At 46.8% G+C, this 16,315-nt stretch carries 15 protein-coding genes and 1 pseudogene; 7 read left to right on the top strand and 9 right to left on the bottom strand.

Features of this window, described 5'->3' with window-relative positions; translation table 11 throughout:
• Positions 1 to 19 precede the first annotated feature (19 nt).
• The 5 genes from QFZ48_RS06230 (at position 20) to QFZ48_RS06210 (ending at position 6,285) form a co-directional block, all read left to right on the top strand.
• Positions 20 to 1,114 carry a Nif3-like dinuclear metal center hexameric protein gene (locus QFZ48_RS06230; protein ID WP_429061610.1) on the top strand — a complete coding sequence of 365 codons (1,095 nt, stop codon included), beginning with the start codon at positions 20 to 22 and terminating at the stop codon, positions 1,112 to 1,114.
• 3 nt (positions 1,115 to 1,117) lie between these two features.
• A complete protein-coding gene (locus tag QFZ48_RS06225) occupies positions 1,118 to 1,870 on the top strand; it encodes a zinc ribbon domain-containing protein (RefSeq protein ID WP_370909391.1) in 753 nt (250 codons plus the stop codon).
• A gap of 282 nt (positions 1,871 to 2,152) precedes the next feature.
• On the top strand, positions 2,153 to 3,640 hold the full coding sequence (locus QFZ48_RS06220; RefSeq protein WP_429044899.1) for a tetratricopeptide repeat protein: 1,488 nt from the start codon (positions 2,153 to 2,155) through the stop codon (positions 3,638 to 3,640).
• A 32-nt stretch (positions 3,641 to 3,672) separates the two neighbouring features.
• Entirely contained in the window at positions 3,673 to 5,328 is a 1,656-nt protein-coding gene (gene recN, locus QFZ48_RS06215) for a DNA repair protein RecN (RefSeq protein WP_429061608.1), read from the top strand.
• Between the two features lie 144 nt (positions 5,329 to 5,472).
• Positions 5,473 to 6,285 carry an enoyl-ACP reductase FabI gene (locus QFZ48_RS06210; protein WP_079469311.1) on the top strand — a complete coding sequence of 271 codons (813 nt, stop codon included), beginning with the start codon at positions 5,473 to 5,475 and terminating at the stop codon, positions 6,283 to 6,285.
• A gap of 155 nt (positions 6,286 to 6,440) precedes the next feature.
• On the opposite strand, the gene QFZ48_RS06205 is transcribed toward QFZ48_RS06210, so the two are convergent.
• Positions 6,441 to 6,662, bottom strand: a complete 222-nt coding sequence (locus QFZ48_RS06205) for a DUF2795 domain-containing protein (protein ID WP_012794455.1) — start codon at positions 6,660 to 6,662, stop codon at positions 6,441 to 6,443.
• Positions 6,663 to 6,762: 100 nt separating this feature from the next.
• Between QFZ48_RS06205 and QFZ48_RS06200 the strand changes: the two genes are divergently transcribed.
• Positions 6,763 to 7,413 carry an ABC transporter ATP-binding protein gene (locus QFZ48_RS06200; protein ID WP_370909395.1) on the top strand — a complete coding sequence of 217 codons (651 nt, stop codon included), beginning with the start codon at positions 6,763 to 6,765 and terminating at the stop codon, positions 7,411 to 7,413.
• Here the strand turns inward: QFZ48_RS06200 and QFZ48_RS06195 are convergent.
• From QFZ48_RS06195 to QFZ48_RS06185, 3 genes are read right to left on the bottom strand one after another with little or no spacing between them, the layout of a single operon-like run.
• Positions 7,410 to 8,309 carry a histone deacetylase family protein gene (locus tag QFZ48_RS06195; RefSeq protein WP_429061606.1) on the bottom strand — a complete coding sequence of 300 codons (900 nt, stop codon included), beginning with the start codon at positions 8,307 to 8,309 and terminating at the stop codon, positions 7,410 to 7,412. The genes QFZ48_RS06200 and QFZ48_RS06195 overlap by 4 nt on opposite strands.
• Positions 8,306 to 8,953: a ligase-associated DNA damage response endonuclease PdeM gene (gene pdeM, locus QFZ48_RS06190; RefSeq protein ID WP_370909397.1), complete on the bottom strand. Its 648-nt coding sequence runs from the start codon at positions 8,951 to 8,953 to the stop codon at positions 8,306 to 8,308. The genes QFZ48_RS06195 and pdeM overlap by 4 nt, the downstream gene beginning before the upstream one ends.
• A 41-nt stretch (positions 8,954 to 8,994) precedes the next feature.
• Positions 8,995 to 11,448, bottom strand: a complete 2,454-nt coding sequence (locus QFZ48_RS06185; RefSeq protein WP_429044907.1) for a ligase-associated DNA damage response DEXH box helicase — start codon at positions 11,446 to 11,448, stop codon at positions 8,995 to 8,997.
• Between the two features lie 52 nt (positions 11,449 to 11,500).
• Between QFZ48_RS06185 and QFZ48_RS06180 the strand changes: the two genes are divergently transcribed.
• Positions 11,501 to 12,826 carry an NCS2 family permease gene (locus QFZ48_RS06180; RefSeq protein ID WP_429044908.1) on the top strand — a complete coding sequence of 442 codons (1,326 nt, stop codon included), beginning with the start codon at positions 11,501 to 11,503 and terminating at the stop codon, positions 12,824 to 12,826.
• Here the strand turns inward: QFZ48_RS06180 and QFZ48_RS06175 are convergent, their stop codons facing one another.
• The 5 genes and pseudogenes from QFZ48_RS06175 to QFZ48_RS06155 form a co-directional block, all read right to left on the bottom strand.
• A complete protein-coding gene (locus QFZ48_RS06175; RefSeq protein WP_429061604.1) occupies positions 12,827 to 13,858 on the bottom strand; it encodes a S66 peptidase family protein in 1,032 nt (343 codons plus the stop codon). It lies immediately after the preceding gene.
• 32 nt (positions 13,859 to 13,890) lie between these two features.
• Entirely contained in the window at positions 13,891 to 14,286 is a 396-nt protein-coding gene (locus tag QFZ48_RS06170; protein ID WP_429044912.1) for an ester cyclase, read from the bottom strand.
• Positions 14,287 to 14,347: 61 nt separating this feature from the next.
• Complete coding sequence (locus tag QFZ48_RS06165; protein WP_429044913.1) at positions 14,348 to 15,205, bottom strand: helix-turn-helix domain-containing protein; 858 nt, start codon at positions 15,203 to 15,205, stop codon at positions 14,348 to 14,350.
• A gap of 38 nt (positions 15,206 to 15,243) precedes the next feature.
• A complete protein-coding gene (locus QFZ48_RS06160) occupies positions 15,244 to 15,741 on the bottom strand; it encodes a PDDEXK nuclease domain-containing protein (RefSeq protein WP_429061602.1) in 498 nt (165 codons plus the stop codon).
• Positions 15,729 to 16,177 (bottom strand): annotated as a pseudogene (locus tag QFZ48_RS06155) (DUF1016 N-terminal domain-containing protein). The gene QFZ48_RS06160 and the pseudogene QFZ48_RS06155 overlap by 13 nt, the downstream one beginning before the upstream one ends.
• Positions 16,178 to 16,315: the final 138 nt, after the last annotated feature.

Raw genomic sequence — 16,315 nt, 5'->3', positions numbered from 1 at the left:
ACCATTAATTTTTGCAGATATGAAGATAAAAGAGATCATACAGGCCATCGAACAGTTCGCGCCTTTGCAGTACCAGGAGAGCTACGACAATGCCGGGCTTATTTTCGGGCGGGCGGATGTGGAGGTGACCAATGCCCTGCTTACCCTGGACGCCACTGAAGCTGTTATTGACGAAGCCATTGCAACCGGATGTAACCTGGTGATTGCCCACCATCCCATTGTTTTCGGGGGATTGAAGAAGATTAATGGGAAGAATTATGTAGAACGGGTGGCTATTAAAGCCATTAAACATGATATTGCCGTGTATGCAGCGCATACCAACCTGGATAATGTACGGAACGGGGTATGTGCGCAGATGGCGGCTAAACTGGGGCTGGAGCAAACGCGGGTATTGCAGCCTAAGCGGGGATTATTAAAAAAGTTATTCACATTTGTGCCTTCGGCAGATGTAGAAACGGTAAGGGCTGCCTTGTTTGAAGCGGGCGCCGGCCATATTGGCAATTACAGTGAATGCAGCTTCAACGGCGCGGGGGAAGGCACGTTTAAAGGGGCGGAAGGCACTGATCCTTACGTAGGTACGCCCGGAAAACGACATTTTGAAGCCGAAATAAAGTTGGAAGTAATTTTTCCGGTATATTTGGAAGGAAAAATTTTACAGGCGCTGTTGAGCAGCCATCCCTACGAAGAGGTGGCTTATGACATAGTAAGCCTGGAAAATGCTTATCAGCAGGTAGGTTCGGGATTGATAGGTACTTTGCCGGAGGCAATGGAAGAGCTGGAATTTTTACAGTTTGTAAAGGAGCAGTTCCGGACTGGTTGTGTGAAATATACTCCTTTGAGAGGGCGTCCCGTAAAAAAAGTGGCGTTGTGTGGTGGAGCGGGCAGTTTCCTGTTGAAACAGGCAATATCGGCCGGGGCAGATGCCTACATTTCGGCTGATTTCAAGTATCATGAATTTTTTGACGCTGACAATCAATTAATTATAGCAGATATCGGACATTTTGAGAGTGAGCAGTTCACAGTGGAATTATTTTATCATATATTGACCGAAAAATTCCGTAATTTTGCGCCTCTTAAATCTACGATTAAAACAAACCCGGTAAATTATTTATAATACATGGCAACCGTAAAAGAATACTCCGTTGAAGAAAAATTAGCGTCTGTACTCAGATTGCAAAAGATCGATTCCAAGCTGGATGGGATCCAGGTGTTGAAAGGGGAGTTGCCGATGGAGGTAAAAGACCTGGAAGACGAGATCGAAGGCCTGAACACACGTCAGTCTCACATTGAGAATGAAATGAAAGGTATACAAGACTTTGTTGCCAGCAAGAAAAACGCCATCAAAGAAGCGGAAGCGCTGATCAAGAAGTACGAGAAGCAGCAGGATAATGTGAAGAATAACCGTGAGTTTGAAGCCATCACCAAAGAAATGGAGATGCAGGCGCTGGAAATCAAGCTGGCTGAAAAGCATATCAAGGACGCTAACGAAGAGATCAAGGAAAAAAGCCGCGTACTGGAAGTAGCCAAGAAAGCGGTGGCAGATAAAGAAGCGAACCTGAAGCACAAGAAAGGCGAACTGGAAAAGATCATCGGCGAAACAGATAAAGAAGAGAGAGCATTCCGCAAAGAAAGTGAAGATGCTAAAACCAAGGTAGATCCCCGCTTATTGCAGGCTTACGAAAAAATCCGTAAGAACTACCGCAACGGTTTGGCTGTAGTAACTGTAGAGCGTGATTCCTGCGGTGGGTGCTTTAATGCGATCCCTCCTCAGCGTCAGGCAGAAATCCGTCAGCACAAAAAGATCATCGTTTGTGAGCACTGCGGACGTATCCTGGTGGATAACGATCTCGAAGCGACTGTGACTATCTAAAATATAGTCCCTCAGCAATAAGTATTTAAAAGGACATCTCCGGATGTCCTTTTTCTATTGGTGTATGTGCATAAAAAAATATACTAATTTATTTAGTTTTGTTTTACTAATTATATTAGCTTTGTGTACATTGCCGTTGCGCAGGTACCTTGCGTAGTAGTTCTTTTATTTTGTGGCAGGGATTTAGCTAAAACAATGCAACTTTAAAAAATGTGAAGTGTTATTTGGGATTTGGAGGATGTTATGAGAGATTTGGCCTTTAATTTTGGAATTTTTCCCCGTATGCGTATTATTTTTTCTTTGTTGTTATTGTTGAGTGTAGGATTTAACGTGAGTGCCAGGCAGAAAGTATTTGATTTTAACACCCGCTGCGAGCAGGCATATGATGCCATTATGCAGCTGAGGTTAAACACCGGTAAGGCTTTGCTGGAAGCAGAAAAAAAAGAGCATCCGGATAATCTGGCGCCCTATTTCCTGGATAACTATGCAGATTTTTTCCCACTCTTCTTTAATGAAGACCCTGCAGAGTATTCAAAGAAAAGGAGTCTGCGTTCCTTCCGGCTGAATAAAATGGCAGAAGGTTCCCCGGACTCGCCTTATTACCTGTACACACAGGCGGCCATCAAATTCCAGTGGGCCCTGATCAAAATAAAGTTTGATGAAAAATGGGATGCGACCTGGGAGATCCGGAAAGCATATATCATGCTGAAAGAAAACCAGCAACGGTTTCCGGGCTTTGTTCCCAACAACCTGCTGCTGGGCGCCATGCAAACCGTATTCGGCACTATTCCGGAAGGCTATAAGTGGATCACCAATATCCTTGGCCTTAAGGGCAGTATGAAAGAAGGGATGGCGAATGTGAATAAGTTCATTGAGAGCAATGCGCCCGAAGCCAGAATGTTCCGGGAAGAATCTTACTACTATTATTGCTACCTGATGTTGTTTATTGTGAATAAACCGGAAGAAACGTGGGAATTCTTACAAAAAAAACAACTGGATACTAAAAATAACTACCTGTTTGCTTTAATGGTGGCGAACCTTTCTTTAAACAACCAAAGGGCAGCTACCGGCATAAAAGTGTTGCAGGAACGGAATGATACAGCGGAGTATGCGGACATGCAGTATTACAATTATGTAATGGGATTACTGAAATTAACACGGCTGGATCCGGATGCACATATTTACCTGGAGCGGTTTGTCAGTAATTTTAAAGGCAAGTTTTATGTGAAGGAGTGTTTGCAGCGACTCAGCTGGTATTATTACCTGGAAGGAAACCAGGCTGCGGCAGATAAATACCGCGCCCTGATCCTCACAAAAGGGGGACTGGAAACGGACGCCGACAAACAGGCACTGAAAGAAGCCAAAACCGGTAAATGGCCCAACCCATTCCTGTTGCGCGTACGTTTACTGAGCGATGGCGGATATTTCAATAAAGCGCTGGCATTGCTGCTTACCAAAAAAGCGGCTGAATTCCCTGCAATGGAAGATAAGCTGGAATATGCCTACCGTTTGGGCCGCATATATGATGAAAGCGGGCAGGATGATCAGGCCATTGCCATGTACGAGGTAACCGTGAAAGTGGGCAGCAACAGGCCGGAATATTATGCGGCACGGGCTTCCCTCCAAATGGGTTACATTTATGAAAAGAGAAACGAAAAAGCCAAAGCCATAGAATGTTATCAGCGTTGTCTGAACATGAAAGGCCACGATTATAAGAATTCCCTTGACCAGCGCGCCAAAGCAGGCATGCAGCGGGTAAACGGAACCTGAGCTTTCAACATCATAAAGGAATTTCCTTACTTATGTTACAGCGACTAACCATCAAGAACTACGCAATTATCGATCACCTGGAAGTAGACTTCTCAGGGAACCTGAATGTGATCACCGGAGAAACCGGTGCAGGTAAATCTATCCTCCTCGGAGCCCTTTCCCTGATACTCGGAGAAAGAGCAGACCCGGGAGTATTGTTCGATAAAACCGGCAAATGCATCATAGAAGGGCTCTTTAAAGTAAAGAAATCACAGGTGGCGGCCTTCTTCCAGCAGCATGAGCTGGATCTGGAAGATCAGCTGATCATAAGAAGAGAAGTGAGTGCTGCCGGTAAATCAAGGGCGTTTGTAAATGATACGCCGGTGAACATCTCCCAGCTGGCTGAACTCAGCGGATACCTGGTAGACCTCCATCAACAATTTGATACACTGGCGCTCGGTAACGCCGATTTCCAGCGCGAAGTGATCGATGCCCTGGTAAACAAACCAACGGAACTGCAACAGTACCACCAGGGATTTGTTCAGTACACACAGGTACAGAAGAAATATAAACAGCTGCTGGATAACCGCGACAATGCCAACAAAGAGCTGGACTATAACCGCTTCCTGCTTGATGAACTGGCGGAAGCAGGCTTCAACGCCAACGAAATAGAAGAACTGGAAGCAGAACTGCAAACATTGAGTCACGCAGAAGAAATAAAGAACACCCTGAACCGGGTTTATTTCCAGCTGAAGGAAGATGAACAACCCATTCTTCAACAGCTGAAACAGCTGCAGTCATCGCTGCAGGCCTTATCTGCCTTCCATAAAGAGATGCCCGCGGTATCTGAACGGCTATTGTCCACTTATCTCGAACTGCAGGATATTGCCGGTGAGGTGGAAAGCATCAACGACCATGTACAATATGATGCGCAACGGATAGAACTGGTGAATGAAAGAATGGCGCTGGGTTACCGTTTGTTCAAGAAACATGGGGTGCATACCACTGCCGAATTGCTGGCCATCAAAGAAGTGCTGACACAGAAAGTAGAGGATGTACTGAACCTGGACGAACAGCTGGCATCACTGGAGCAGGAACAAACCCGGCTGAAAGAAAGCCTGCAGCAAGCGGCCGCCGTCATCACCGGGCATCGCCAGGAGCAGGCCGGTCCTTTTGAAAAACATGTAAACACTTTACTGGCGCAGGTAGGTATGCCTAACGCCCGCCTGAAAGTAGACATCATACCCGGAGAACTCAATTCATACGGACAGGATACCATCGAATTCCTGTTTGACGCTAATAAGAGCAACCAGTTTGCACCAGTGGGCAAAGTGGCCTCCGGTGGGGAATTGAGCCGCATCATGTTATGCATCAAGTCGCTGGTAGCCCAGTCGGTAGCGCTGCCTACCCTGATCTTTGATGAAATTGATACCGGTATTTCAGGAGAAGCTGCCCGCCAGGTGGGTGTTATTCTGAAAGATCTGGCCAAATCACACCAGATCATCTGTATTACCCATCAGCCACAGATAGCCGGGAAAGCAGATGCACATTACTTTGTATATAAAGACGCTAAAGCGGATAAAGTAACTACCAGCGTACGTTTATTGTCGCAGGACGAGCGGGTGAATAAAATTGCCCAGATGCTGAGTGGAGAACGGCCTACTGCCGCTGCGCTGGAGAACGCCCGCGAAATGCTGGCCGTACATTAATAAACTGCTATCTCATAATAGCTGTTAGCCTTTAGCAGGCTGCATTTAGTTAAAGACTAACCGTCTAAATGCTGGTCGCTGACAGCTAACAGCTTTTTTTTTCAACTATAACGACTATTTTTGCCGAAATTAATTTTTGACCAAATGGCTCATAACTTATTAAAAGGGAAGAAAGGTATCATCTTTGGCGCACTGGACGACAAGTCTATTGCCTGGAGAACTGCACTGCGTTGCGTGGAAGAAGGCGCTGAAATTGTGCTTACCAATGCCCCTATTGCCCTGCGTATGGGTGAGATCAACAAACTGGCGGAAACCTGTAAGGCACCTGTTATTCCGGCTGATGTTACCAATATGGATGATCTGGCCAACCTGTTCAACAAATCCATGGAGCACTTTGGTGGTAAGATCGACTTCGTTCTCCACTCCGTAGCAATGGGTATGAACATCCGTAAAGGCAGAAGCTATACCGACCTGGATTACGATTTTAATCACAAAACATTTGATATCTCTGCGATGTCTTTGCACCGTGTGCTGCAAACAGCCTACAAGCTGGATGCACTGAACGAATGGGCATCTGTTATCGCATTGTCTTATATCGCGTCTCAGCGTGTATTCCCCGATTATGGTGAAATGGCCGACGCAAAAGCCCTGCTGGAATCAATTGCACGCAGCTTCGGTTACCATTACGGTACCCACAAAAAAGTACGTGTGAACACCATCTCCCAGTCACCGGTTAAAACAACCGCAGGTGGCGGTGTGAAAGGTTTCGATGGCTTTATGTCCTATGCAGAGAAAATGAGCCCGCTGGGTAATGCCACTGCAGACGAATGCGCTAACTACGCTGTAGCCATGTTCTCTGACCTCACCAAAATGGTGACCATGCAGAACCTGTTCCACGACGGAGGTTTCTCCTTCACCGGCGTTTCCAAACCGGTGATCGACCAGATGGAAAAATAAACCAGTTATTTATTGAGCCCGGCGATGCAGCAGAAACAATCATTTCTGCCACATCGCCGGATCTCTGAATACCAAAAATAAAAGCCGCTTCCTTATCAGGAGCGGCTTAGTAATTATTTGTCATAGTTGAACGGGAGTGCGGTCAGTGATACTGGCTAATATTCATCCTCATTAAAGAAGAAGTCATCCTGCGACGGATAATCAGACCAAATATCTTCAATCCCCTCATAAATTTCCCCTTCATCCTCCAGCTCCTGAAGGTTCTCGATTACTTCGATCGGTGCACCGGAACGAATGGCGTAGTCGATAAGTTCGTCTTTAGTAGCTGGCCATGGAGCGTCCTCCAGGTATGAAGCTAATTCTAATGTCCAGTACATCTTATTAAAATTTTTACTTTTTAATTTTCCGCAAAAGTATTATTTAATTTGAAATAAACAACTTTTACTATTTTATCGGTTAATTACTTTTCTTTGGGTTATGCTAACCGCTCGCAATGTTACCAAAAATTATTCCAATTTACCCATATTAAAAGGGGTAGACATTACTGTCAGTAAGGGAGAGATTGTAACCATCGTAGGCTCCTCCGGAGCTGGTAAGAGTACCTTGCTGCACATTCTTGGAACCCTTGATACACCTACTGCTGGCAGTATCTGGCTTAATGATGTCAATCTGACCGGTTTAAAGGGAAACGCCCTGGCCGATTTCAGGAACCGTCATATTGGCTTTATTTTCCAGTTCCATCACCTGCTGCCGGAATTCACTGCCCTCGAAAATGTGTGTATCCCCGGTTATATCGCCGGCACCCGCAAAAGCCAGGTAAAGGAAAAAGCGGTGTTCCTCCTGGAAACGCTCGGATTAAAAGACCGGCTTGAGCACAAACCCAACGCCCTCTCCGGCGGAGAACAACAAAGAGTGGCTGTAGCGCGCGCCCTCATCAATGATCCCGACGTGGTAATGGCAGACGAACCTACCGGTAACCTCGACTCCCGTAACGCGCGGGAACTGCATCACCTGTTCATGGAACTGCGCGATAAACTGAAGCAAACCTTTATCATTGTTACGCATAATGAAGAACTGGCGCCCATGAGCGACCGCCAGCTGGTAATGAAAGACGGGAAAATTATTTAACCGTAAATACGGATGCCTGCCTTAAAAGTATTACAGTGCGCATTTACGATATCGCGGATGTGGGTGGAATAACCTCCTCCCATCGCCACTGCACAGGGGATGTGATGTTTTTTCAGTGAATGGAAAACCATTTCATCCCGTTCCAGGCAGCCCTGCTGCGTAACCTTCAGCTTCCCGAATTTATCCGTTTCCAGGATATCCACCCCGGAAAGATAAAAAACAAGATCCGGTTTAACCCGGTTAATCAGCACTGGCAGGGCTTCTTCCAGCAACTGCAGGTAAGTGCCGTTATCCATACCGTCTGCCAGGGGAATATCCCAGTCGGATGTTTCCTTATGAAATGGATAATTGTGTGCGCCATGCATACTAAACGTATATACATGAGGGTTACCAGCAAACAGTGCGGCGGTGCCGTTGCCCTGGTGCACGTCGAGGTCTATCACCACTGCCTGTTTGATACGTTGCCGGTGCAGCAGGTAATTGGCAGCTACAGCAAAATCGTTGAGCAGGCAGAAACCTTCCCCATGATCCGCAAACGCGTGGTGGGTGCCGCCAGCTACATTAAAACCAATACCATGATCGAGCGCATGCAGCGAAATATCGATGGTGCCCTGTGTAATCACCATCTCGCGCAGGGTAAGCGCAGGCGATTGGGGGAAGCCTATTTTCCGCTGTTCCCGGGGCTCCAGCGTTTGGTCTCTCAGCTTATGCCAATATGCGGCGGTATGTGTTAAGAGAATAGTTTCTTCTGTAACCGGTTCGGGAGCGAATAACTGCCAGGGGGTGATAATGCCTTCCCGCAGCAGCTGTGCTGGTATCAGTTCATACTTAAGCATCGGGAAACGATGATCTGCCGGCAAAGGATGGGTATATATATCGTGACTAGCAATCTTCATTGGGCGCGTATAATCGATTTTCCGGCTATTACAAACACAGGATCCCTTTCCTCGGGGTCAAGGTTCGCGGAACCGGTAAAGTGGCCAAAAGCGGGTAAAATGCCGCAATGCCGGCCAAAATAAAAGCAGGGTAAACGCAGCCGTTGCCTGCCGGCTCCATGCATCACGAAAGCCGGGTGCAGGTGTCCGGAAAAAGTATAGGCGAAGCCATTGTTGTCTTCACAAGGCTCATGGATAAAATGAATATTACGCAAAGTAAGTGCAGGGTGTACATTGATCTGCAGCTGCTCATACACAGCATCGGCCATAATATCATGATTACCTTTCACCAGGTCGAAGGAGATCCTGGAAAACTGCTGCCGCCATAATTTAAAATACTGCACTTCATTGTTCTCCCGGCTATGAAACATATCTCCCACTATAATAATTCTGTCTGGCAGGTAATGGGTAATCAGTTGCTGTAACCGGAACAGGTCTTCCTGTACAATACCCGCCGGCACGGCAATCCCTGCCTTCCTGAAATGAGCCGCCTTCCCCAGATGCAGATCTGAAAGGATCAGCGCTTTTTCTTCTTCCCAGAAAATTGCCCGCTGAGGTGATAAATGCCAATGCTGTTCCTGAAAGTGAAATATTTCCGCGACCACTGGATCAACTGTTTTTTAATGAGGTGCAAATTAGAGATTTCTTAACCGTTCACCGTGATCAATTTTTTGATCCGGTCTTCCAGCTTTTCGCTGGTCATGGTGTCACGTAAACTGTCTACTTTAATCGGGAAGCAGAAAGGCGTGAGCTTTTGTGGTGTGGTGATCACGATCCTGCTAACGGCAATGCGTTCCAGCGTTTCCCTCAAACGGGCCTCTTCCATCTGGTAAAAGAACGCTTCGTTGAAAGCCTGCTTTAGCAGCAGGTTTTGCGGATCGTAGTCTTTGAACACGTTAAACAACAACGAAGCCGACGATTGCAGGTGACGGTTAGCCTTGTGTTTACCGGGATATCCCTGGAATATCAAACCGGCTATCACCGCAATGTCGCGGAATTTTCGCCGGGCCATCTCGGTAGAGTTTACACTGGTTTGCAGCTCCATCAGCAGGTTTTCGGTAGAAAAAAGCTGTTTGGCGTTTTCGGCCGTCAGCGGAATAGGCTGATCAGACAACAACTCAAAGCCATAGTCATTCATGGCGATAGAAAAAGTAATGGGCTGGATACGGCTGATCCGGTAAGCCAGCAGCGCCGCCATTACTTCATGCACCAGCCGCCCTTCGAAAGGATACACGAAAAGGTGGTAACCATCTTTGGTGGCTATCTGTTCAATCAACAGTTCATTGGCTTTTGGAATATGCGACAGTTCTTCCTGGAGGTTGAACAGTGGTTGTAAGGCAATCAGCTCCGGATCTTTTGTATTACGCGAAAGCGCCTCATTAAATTTTTCGCGCAGCATCCGTCCCAGGTTGGAAGAAAGTGGAATACGGCCGCCCTGGTAGCTGGGCACAATCGATCTTTTTGAATTTGATTTGCGGACCAGTACCGTCATATCTTTGATCAGGACAAATTCCAGGTTGCGGCCAGCCAGGGTAAAGGAATCGCCGGGCGACAGGCGGGAAATGAAACCCTCTTCGATGACACCGATGTAGCCTCCGCTCATGAACTTCACTTTGAGCATCGCGTCGCTTACAATGGTGCCTATATGTAAACGGTGGCGCATGGCCATCATCCGGCTGCGGCAGATGTAGAAGTTACCTTCCCGCTCTACTTTTTTGAATTCATCATAACTGCCCAGCGCCTCGCCGCCGGTGGTGAGGAAGGAGAGGAGCCACTGCCAGTCATCTTCGGTAATATGCTGATAGCAAAAGGTATGTCTTACTTCTTCCCATATTTCATTGGCATGAAAGCCGTCGGATACCGCCAGCGTCATGAGGTATTGGAGTAATACATCATAAGCGAGTAGCACCGGCATCCGGCTTTCTATAAGATCCTGTTCCATAGCGGCTTTCAGCGCTGCCGCTTCTACCAGTTCCAGGGCATGGGTAGGCAGGAAGAAAATTTTACTGATGGCTCCCGGCTGATGTCCGCTACGGCCGGCTCTTTGCAGGAATCGGGCCACCCCTTTCGGGCTGCCCACCTGTATAACGCTGTCTACCGGCCGGAAGTCCACCCCGAGGTCCAGGCTGGCCGTACATACCACCGCTTTCAGGATACCGTTGTGCAGGGCTTCTTCCACCCATATACGCAGTTCCATATCTATAGAGCCATGGTGCAAAGCCAGTGCGCCTGCCAGCATGGGATCTTCGCGGAGAAGCGCCTGGTACCACAGCTCCGACTGTGACCGGGTATTGGTAAATATCAGGGTGGTTTGACTGTCGTTGATAATGGGTAACGACTGTGGCAGCATTTTGATGCCGAGATGCCCTGCCCACGGATAATTTTCTATTTCGTGGGGGATCACGCTTTTCAGGGCAATATTCTTTTTCAGTTTGGCGCGGATAATAAGGCCATCGCTATGATAGGGGCCCAGCAACACTTCCAGCGCTTCATCGAGGTTGCCGATGGTAGCGGAAATCCCCCAGACTTTTAGCTGATGCTGTCGCAGTCCCCTCAGCCGGCTGAGACCCAGTTCCACCATTACGCCGCGTTTACTGCCTATCAGCTCATGCCATTCGTCTACCACCACGGTGTGCAGGTATTTAAATACGGAAGGGTATTCTTTCTGCGCCAGCAGCAGGTGCAGGCTTTCCGGTGTAATAATAAGTACTTCCGGCATTTGCTTTTTTTGTGCCGCCCGCGTGGCAACGGGTGTGTCGCCACTGCGGATGCCTACCTGCCAGGGAACATTGAGTTCCTGCAGGGCGCTTTCCATGGCCCGGCCCAGGTCTTTGGCCAACGCACGCAACGGCGTTATCCATAATAGCTGTAACCCGTTTTTTGTTTTGTGGGTATAATCTTTCGGGTGCGCATCTATCCAGGCGATAACGGCGCCCAGGAACAGGGAGAAGGTTTTTCCGAAACCTGTAGGTGCATTTACGATTCCTGATTTGCCCTGCAGGTAAGCCTTCCAGGCATCCTCCTGGAATTTGAAGGGCTTCAGTTCTTTTTCGCCCAACCAATTATTAATCACTTTCCATCCACCCGAACGTTGTTGCATAGGAATGAAATTAGGATAAAATGATAAATCGTGAAACGCTTATTTTTGCATCATGCTCGCAAAATTTTTCCGGCTCTCCGAACATCACACTACTGTTAAGAAAGAAGTATTGGCAGGGTTAACCACCTTTTCCACCATGGCGTATATCCTGGCCGTTAATCCCAGTATCCTGTCGCGCACAGGAATGGATTTTAATGCGTTGATTACCGCTACTGCCCTGGCCGCTGCCATTGGCACATTGGTGATGGCATTATATGCCAGGTTACCTATTGGCGTAGCGCCGGGGATGGGCCTAAACGCATTTTTCGCCTACACCATTGTATCTTCTATGGGCTACAGCTGGCAGTTTGCGCTTACGGCCGTTTTCCTGGAAGGCATTATTTTTATTTTTTTGTCGATGTTCAGGATCCGGGAGGCGATCATCAACAGCATACCGGAAAATCTGAAGCATGCTATTTCAGTGGGTATCGGGTTATTGATTGCCTTGATAGGCATGGCCAATGCAGGTATTATTGAAACGGGGATGCATCATGTGGGCGGCGGAAAGCTGGATGGTGTGATCCTGAAGATGGGCGATGTGACCAGTATCGGCCCCCTGGTAGCGCTGATAGGACTGATCGTAAGTGCGGTGCTGATGTACCGGAATGTGAATGCCGCGTTGCTGATTGGTATCCTGGCTGCAACGGTAGTGGGTATTCCGCTTGGCATCACGCATTTGCCGGCCAATGGTCACCTGGTAAGTCTGCCGCCTTCGCTGGCGCCGATAGCCTTTAAGCTGCAATTCGATAAAATATTCACCCTGGATATGGTGATGATCCTGTTCACCTTGTTAATGGTAAACCTGTTTGATACGGTAGGAACGCTGATTGGTCTTTGTAATAAGGCAGGCCTGCTGGATGAGCAGGGCCGGCTTCCCCGCGCCAAGCAGGCTTTGATGGCAGATGCGGTGGGTACTACGGCGGCAGGCTTATTAGGGACCAGCGTAGTAACCGCTTATGTAGAAAGTGCCAGCGGAATTGCCGCCGGTGGTAAAACCGGTTTAACGGCGCTTACAGTAGCTGTTATGTTCCTGCTCTCCCTTTTCTTTGCACCTGTTTTTGCTATGATTCCACAAGCTGCCACTGCACCGGCTTTGATCATTGTAGGGATGTTGATGATGGGAGCGGTCACCAAAATTAATTTCAATGATGTAACAGAAGCAATTCCTGCATTCCTGGCTATTGTGATGATGCCATACAGCTATAGCATTGCAGAAGGCATTGTGTTTGGTATGTTGTCTTACGTATTACTGAAAGTATTAACCGGGCAATACAAAAGCATCAGCCCGGTCATGTATGTACTGGCCGTGTTATTTATCATTACATTTCTTGTAAAGTAATTATTCCTTTAAAGTAACCGTGTCGTCGCCAACATAGAAGGAATGCATCATGCCGCATTTAAGGGCATAGTTATTTTTCTGATGTCCTACGGGGAAATTAAAACACACGGGGAAGTTAAAATCTTTCACTTTTTCCAGTACCATATCATACACGGTTCTGCCAAATTCTTCACCGGGATCATCCGGCTTAATCCTGTTAAATCCGCCAATGATAAGGCCTGCGAGATTATCGAGTTTATGTGAGCGCTGCAGGGTGCCTAACATACGGTCAAGGCTATACGGGTATTCGCCCACCTCTTCCAGAAACAGGATCTTCCCGTTGGTGTCAATTTCCGAATTGGTGCCTGACATACTTTGAATAATAGACAGGTTACCGCCGGTGAGCACCCCTCTCGCCTTTCCTTTCCTGTTGCGGGTATCCGGTAAGGCGCTGTATTGCATTTTTTTGCCGGTAAGCGCCTGGTAGATAGACATGATGGTATCCTGGATAACGGGTTCTGATTTTCCGAAATCGTCCGGGAAGCTGTTACACATTTTTGAATGCAGGGAAGCGATACCAAAGTGCCGGCTAATATGGCAATGCAATACGGTAGCGTCGCTGAAACCAATCACCCATTTGGGTTTCCGCTGAAAGCGGGAGAAGTCGAGTTTGTCCACAATCCGTGCGGTACCATAACCACCCCGGCCGCACATAATAGCCTTAATATCATCATCATTCAGCATGGCTTGTAAATCCGCGAGTCGTTCCGCATCGGTACCGCCGAAACTATAGTCCCGGTCGCCCACGGTTTTGCCTATACGAATATTAAAACCCCAGCTTTCCATAATCCGGATCGCGGGCTGGATCTCCTCCCTGCTGATATATCCTGCGGGGCAGGTAATGCCGATGATATCACCGGGTTTCAGATAAGGAGGAACAAGCGGTTCCTTCTTATCTGAAGGAGCAGATAACCCAATGCCGGCGAGTGTTTGCAGTGCCGGCAGGCCCGCGCCGGTGGTAATAAGAGCAGACAAAAAGTGTTTGCGGTTCATACGCTTAAAATAAGCATATTTCAGCAAATAATTTATGTGGTGATCATTTCACGGATAGACCAGTGGGCAATGTATTGCCCGTCTTTCAGCTGTATGATATCAATAATACGCAGAGTGGCTTTTTTGCCGGTGGGCGCCTGTCCCATAAAAGGTGCGGTGAAGGTGCCTGTAAATGCTTTGCGGGTTACTACCTTGTCATCTTCCGCTATCATATCAAAAATTTCCAGTTGAAGATCCGGCATAGCAGGGTGTAGTAACTGTAGGATAAAATCGCGGGTGGCAATACGGTCGTTGTTGCCGGCAGGTGCAGTATGGTTAATAAAGTCCGGTGCTACTATTTCTTCAAAAGCCTGCAGGTTGCCTTTCACCAGGAATTCTTCATTGAAGCGTTTTACCACTGCCTTATTCTTTTCAGATAATGTTTGCATATTCTTCTTTTTATAAATGCAAAATTATCCCCGAATACGCATCGCCGGTAACGGAAAAAGCTCAGATGATAGCTTTTTTGGCTCTTACATGATTGGGCGTGATACCATAAGTTTGTTTGAAGATGCGAATGAAGTGGGACGTGCTTTCAAAGCCACAGGCAATAGCTATTTCAGCTACCTGCTGTGTAGTGGTTTCCAGGAGCATGTGTGCATAGGACAGTCGCTGCTCATTGATCCACCGCCGGGGCGAGGACTGGTATTGCTGCTGGAAATCCCGCTTGAAGGAAGCCAGGCTGCGGCCGGACAACCTGGCCATTTCTGCCAGGGTAATAGGTTGAAACAGATGTTGTTTTACAATAAAGGCAATGTCCTGCGGCTGTGCATATACAATCTGTTGCATAAACGCCAGCACGGAAGCATGTTGCGGCGTAGCCAGCAATAGGAGGAATGCCTCGTATAGTTTTACAGATAACAGCGCCGCCAGCGTAGACGGTGTTTGTGTAAAGTAGGCGGTATAATGTTCCCCGAAAACTTCCAGCAATGGAGTAATGGGCAAGGTAAGATGACTGGTGGCAGCAGATTTTACAGGCGTAAGGTAATTGTATTTATGGAGGAACCTGCGCAGTTGTTCATCTGAAAAATATAACAGCAAACTTTGAAATTGTATTTCTTCCCTCACATAGTCGGACATTACGTAAAACCCACGTTTCATTAGCAATACAGAACCCGCTTCCACTTTTACAGTATGCTGGTCGAAATGCAGCAGTTTATGTCCCGCCAATACAAATATTATCACGTTTTCCGTCAGGAATATAGTGCGTTTATCAGCCTTACTCCTTTGCTTTAACATGGCGAAGTGGGTATTGCCTGCTTTGAGGATCTGCTGCCCGTTTTGATCTTTGGGAAATTTGAGTAACATGGGGGTAAAGGTACACGAGATTTGCTAAAAATAGATTTTTAAGAAGCTGGTTGCTTATTGGCAATTTGCTCCCGGATAAATTGCTTTTCGCGTTCAAGTTCATTTTTCAGTTCCTCCTCAGTTGGTAATACAAGCCGGTACTTTGCCGCAAAAATTTGTTTACCTTCTTCCAGCATACTATATTTAACTATAGCTTGGTCTTTTTCAGCACAGAGAATAATTCCAATAGTAGGATTATCTCCTTCTGTTTTTTTGAGATCTTCAAACATCCGAACATACATATCCATCTGCCCAATATCCTGATGTGTGAGGTCCTTTATTTTCAGGTCAATTAATACGAAGCATTTTAAAATATAGTTGTAGAAAACCATGTCTATGAAAAACACTTTAGTATCTGTCTTAATACGATATTGGCGTCCAACGAATGAGAAGCCTTTACCTAATTCGAGTAAGAATGATTGTAAATTGGTAATAATCGCAGACTCAATTTCGCTTTCTGAGTATCCGGTTGGCCACTCTAATCCTAGAAATTCCAAAACATAAGGGTTTTTGATAACATCGTCAGGCTTTGTTTTTCCATTTTTTGCTCGGCCAATAAGGCCTTCCTTTTATTAGAGTTCAATAATATCCGTTCGTAATAAAGGGTATTGATATTGCGTTCAAGCTGGCGAGTACTCCAGGATTGCTCTGCAGTCTCTATAAGGTAATATTGCCTGGCTGTTGGGCTGTCAACTCGTAAAATAATGCGATAATGAGTCCAACTCAATTCGGGGCGCAGTGCGTCCCGAATTGGGAATAGCTGGTAAAATTGCCGCATACGGCGTAGTTCTCTTTCATCAAAACCCTTCCCAAACTCCTTAGTTAGGTGCCTTGCAAGTTCCTTTATCAGAAAGGTACCATAATCTGCACGTTCCTTCCTAACTGCTCTTCTTCAAAAATACGTTTGCCGATGTTCCAGTGTACTTCTACCATTGCAGAATTAACAGCGGCATATGCTTTCTGTCTGGCGGTAAAAAGCATGCTTTTAATATCTGCTAAAAATGATGTTTTTATATTGACCATTAGGTGTAATTTTTATGTTCAAAGTATATACACCATTGTTTGTGTAAA

Source organism: Chitinophaga sp. W2I13 (assembly GCF_050434005.1).
In the GTDB taxonomy this organism is placed as follows: Bacteria; Bacteroidota; Bacteroidia; order Chitinophagales; family Chitinophagaceae; genus Chitinophaga.
Note: the sequence above shows the minus strand (reverse complement) of the source record. Positions and strands in the feature narration are given on the sequence as shown.

Bases quoted from the DNA above. Each gene is read 5' to 3' on its own strand.
- QFZ48_RS06230 (WP_429061610.1), top strand. From the start codon at position 20: ATGAAGATAAAAGAGATCATACAGGCCATCGAACAGTTCGCGCCTTTG.
- QFZ48_RS06185 (WP_429044907.1), bottom strand. From the start codon at position 11,448: ATGCAACAACGTTCGGGTGGATGGAAAGTGATTAATAATTGGTTGGGC.
- QFZ48_RS06175 (WP_429061604.1), bottom strand. From the start codon at position 13,858: ATGAACCGCAAACACTTTTTGTCTGCTCTTATTACCACCGGCGCGGGC.
- QFZ48_RS06170 (WP_429044912.1), bottom strand. From the start codon at position 14,286: ATGCAAACATTATCTGAAAAGAATAAGGCAGTGGTAAAACGCTTCAAT.
- QFZ48_RS06195 (WP_429061606.1), bottom strand. From the start codon at position 8,309: ATGAAGATTGCTAGTCACGATATATATACCCATCCTTTGCCGGCAGAT.
- QFZ48_RS06205 (WP_012794455.1), bottom strand. From the start codon at position 6,662: ATGTACTGGACATTAGAATTAGCTTCATACCTGGAGGACGCTCCATGG.
- recN (WP_429061608.1), top strand. From the start codon at position 3,673: ATGTTACAGCGACTAACCATCAAGAACTACGCAATTATCGATCACCTG.
- QFZ48_RS06200 (WP_370909395.1), top strand. From the start codon at position 6,763: ATGCTAACCGCTCGCAATGTTACCAAAAATTATTCCAATTTACCCATA.
- QFZ48_RS06180 (WP_429044908.1), top strand. From the start codon at position 11,501: ATGCTCGCAAAATTTTTCCGGCTCTCCGAACATCACACTACTGTTAAG.
- QFZ48_RS06225 (WP_370909391.1), top strand. From the start codon at position 1,118: ATGGCAACCGTAAAAGAATACTCCGTTGAAGAAAAATTAGCGTCTGTA.
- QFZ48_RS06210 (WP_079469311.1), top strand. From the start codon at position 5,473: ATGGCTCATAACTTATTAAAAGGGAAGAAAGGTATCATCTTTGGCGCA.
- QFZ48_RS06220 (WP_429044899.1), top strand. From the start codon at position 2,153: ATGCGTATTATTTTTTCTTTGTTGTTATTGTTGAGTGTAGGATTTAAC.
- QFZ48_RS06165 (WP_429044913.1), bottom strand. From the start codon at position 15,205: ATGTTACTCAAATTTCCCAAAGATCAAAACGGGCAGCAGATCCTCAAA.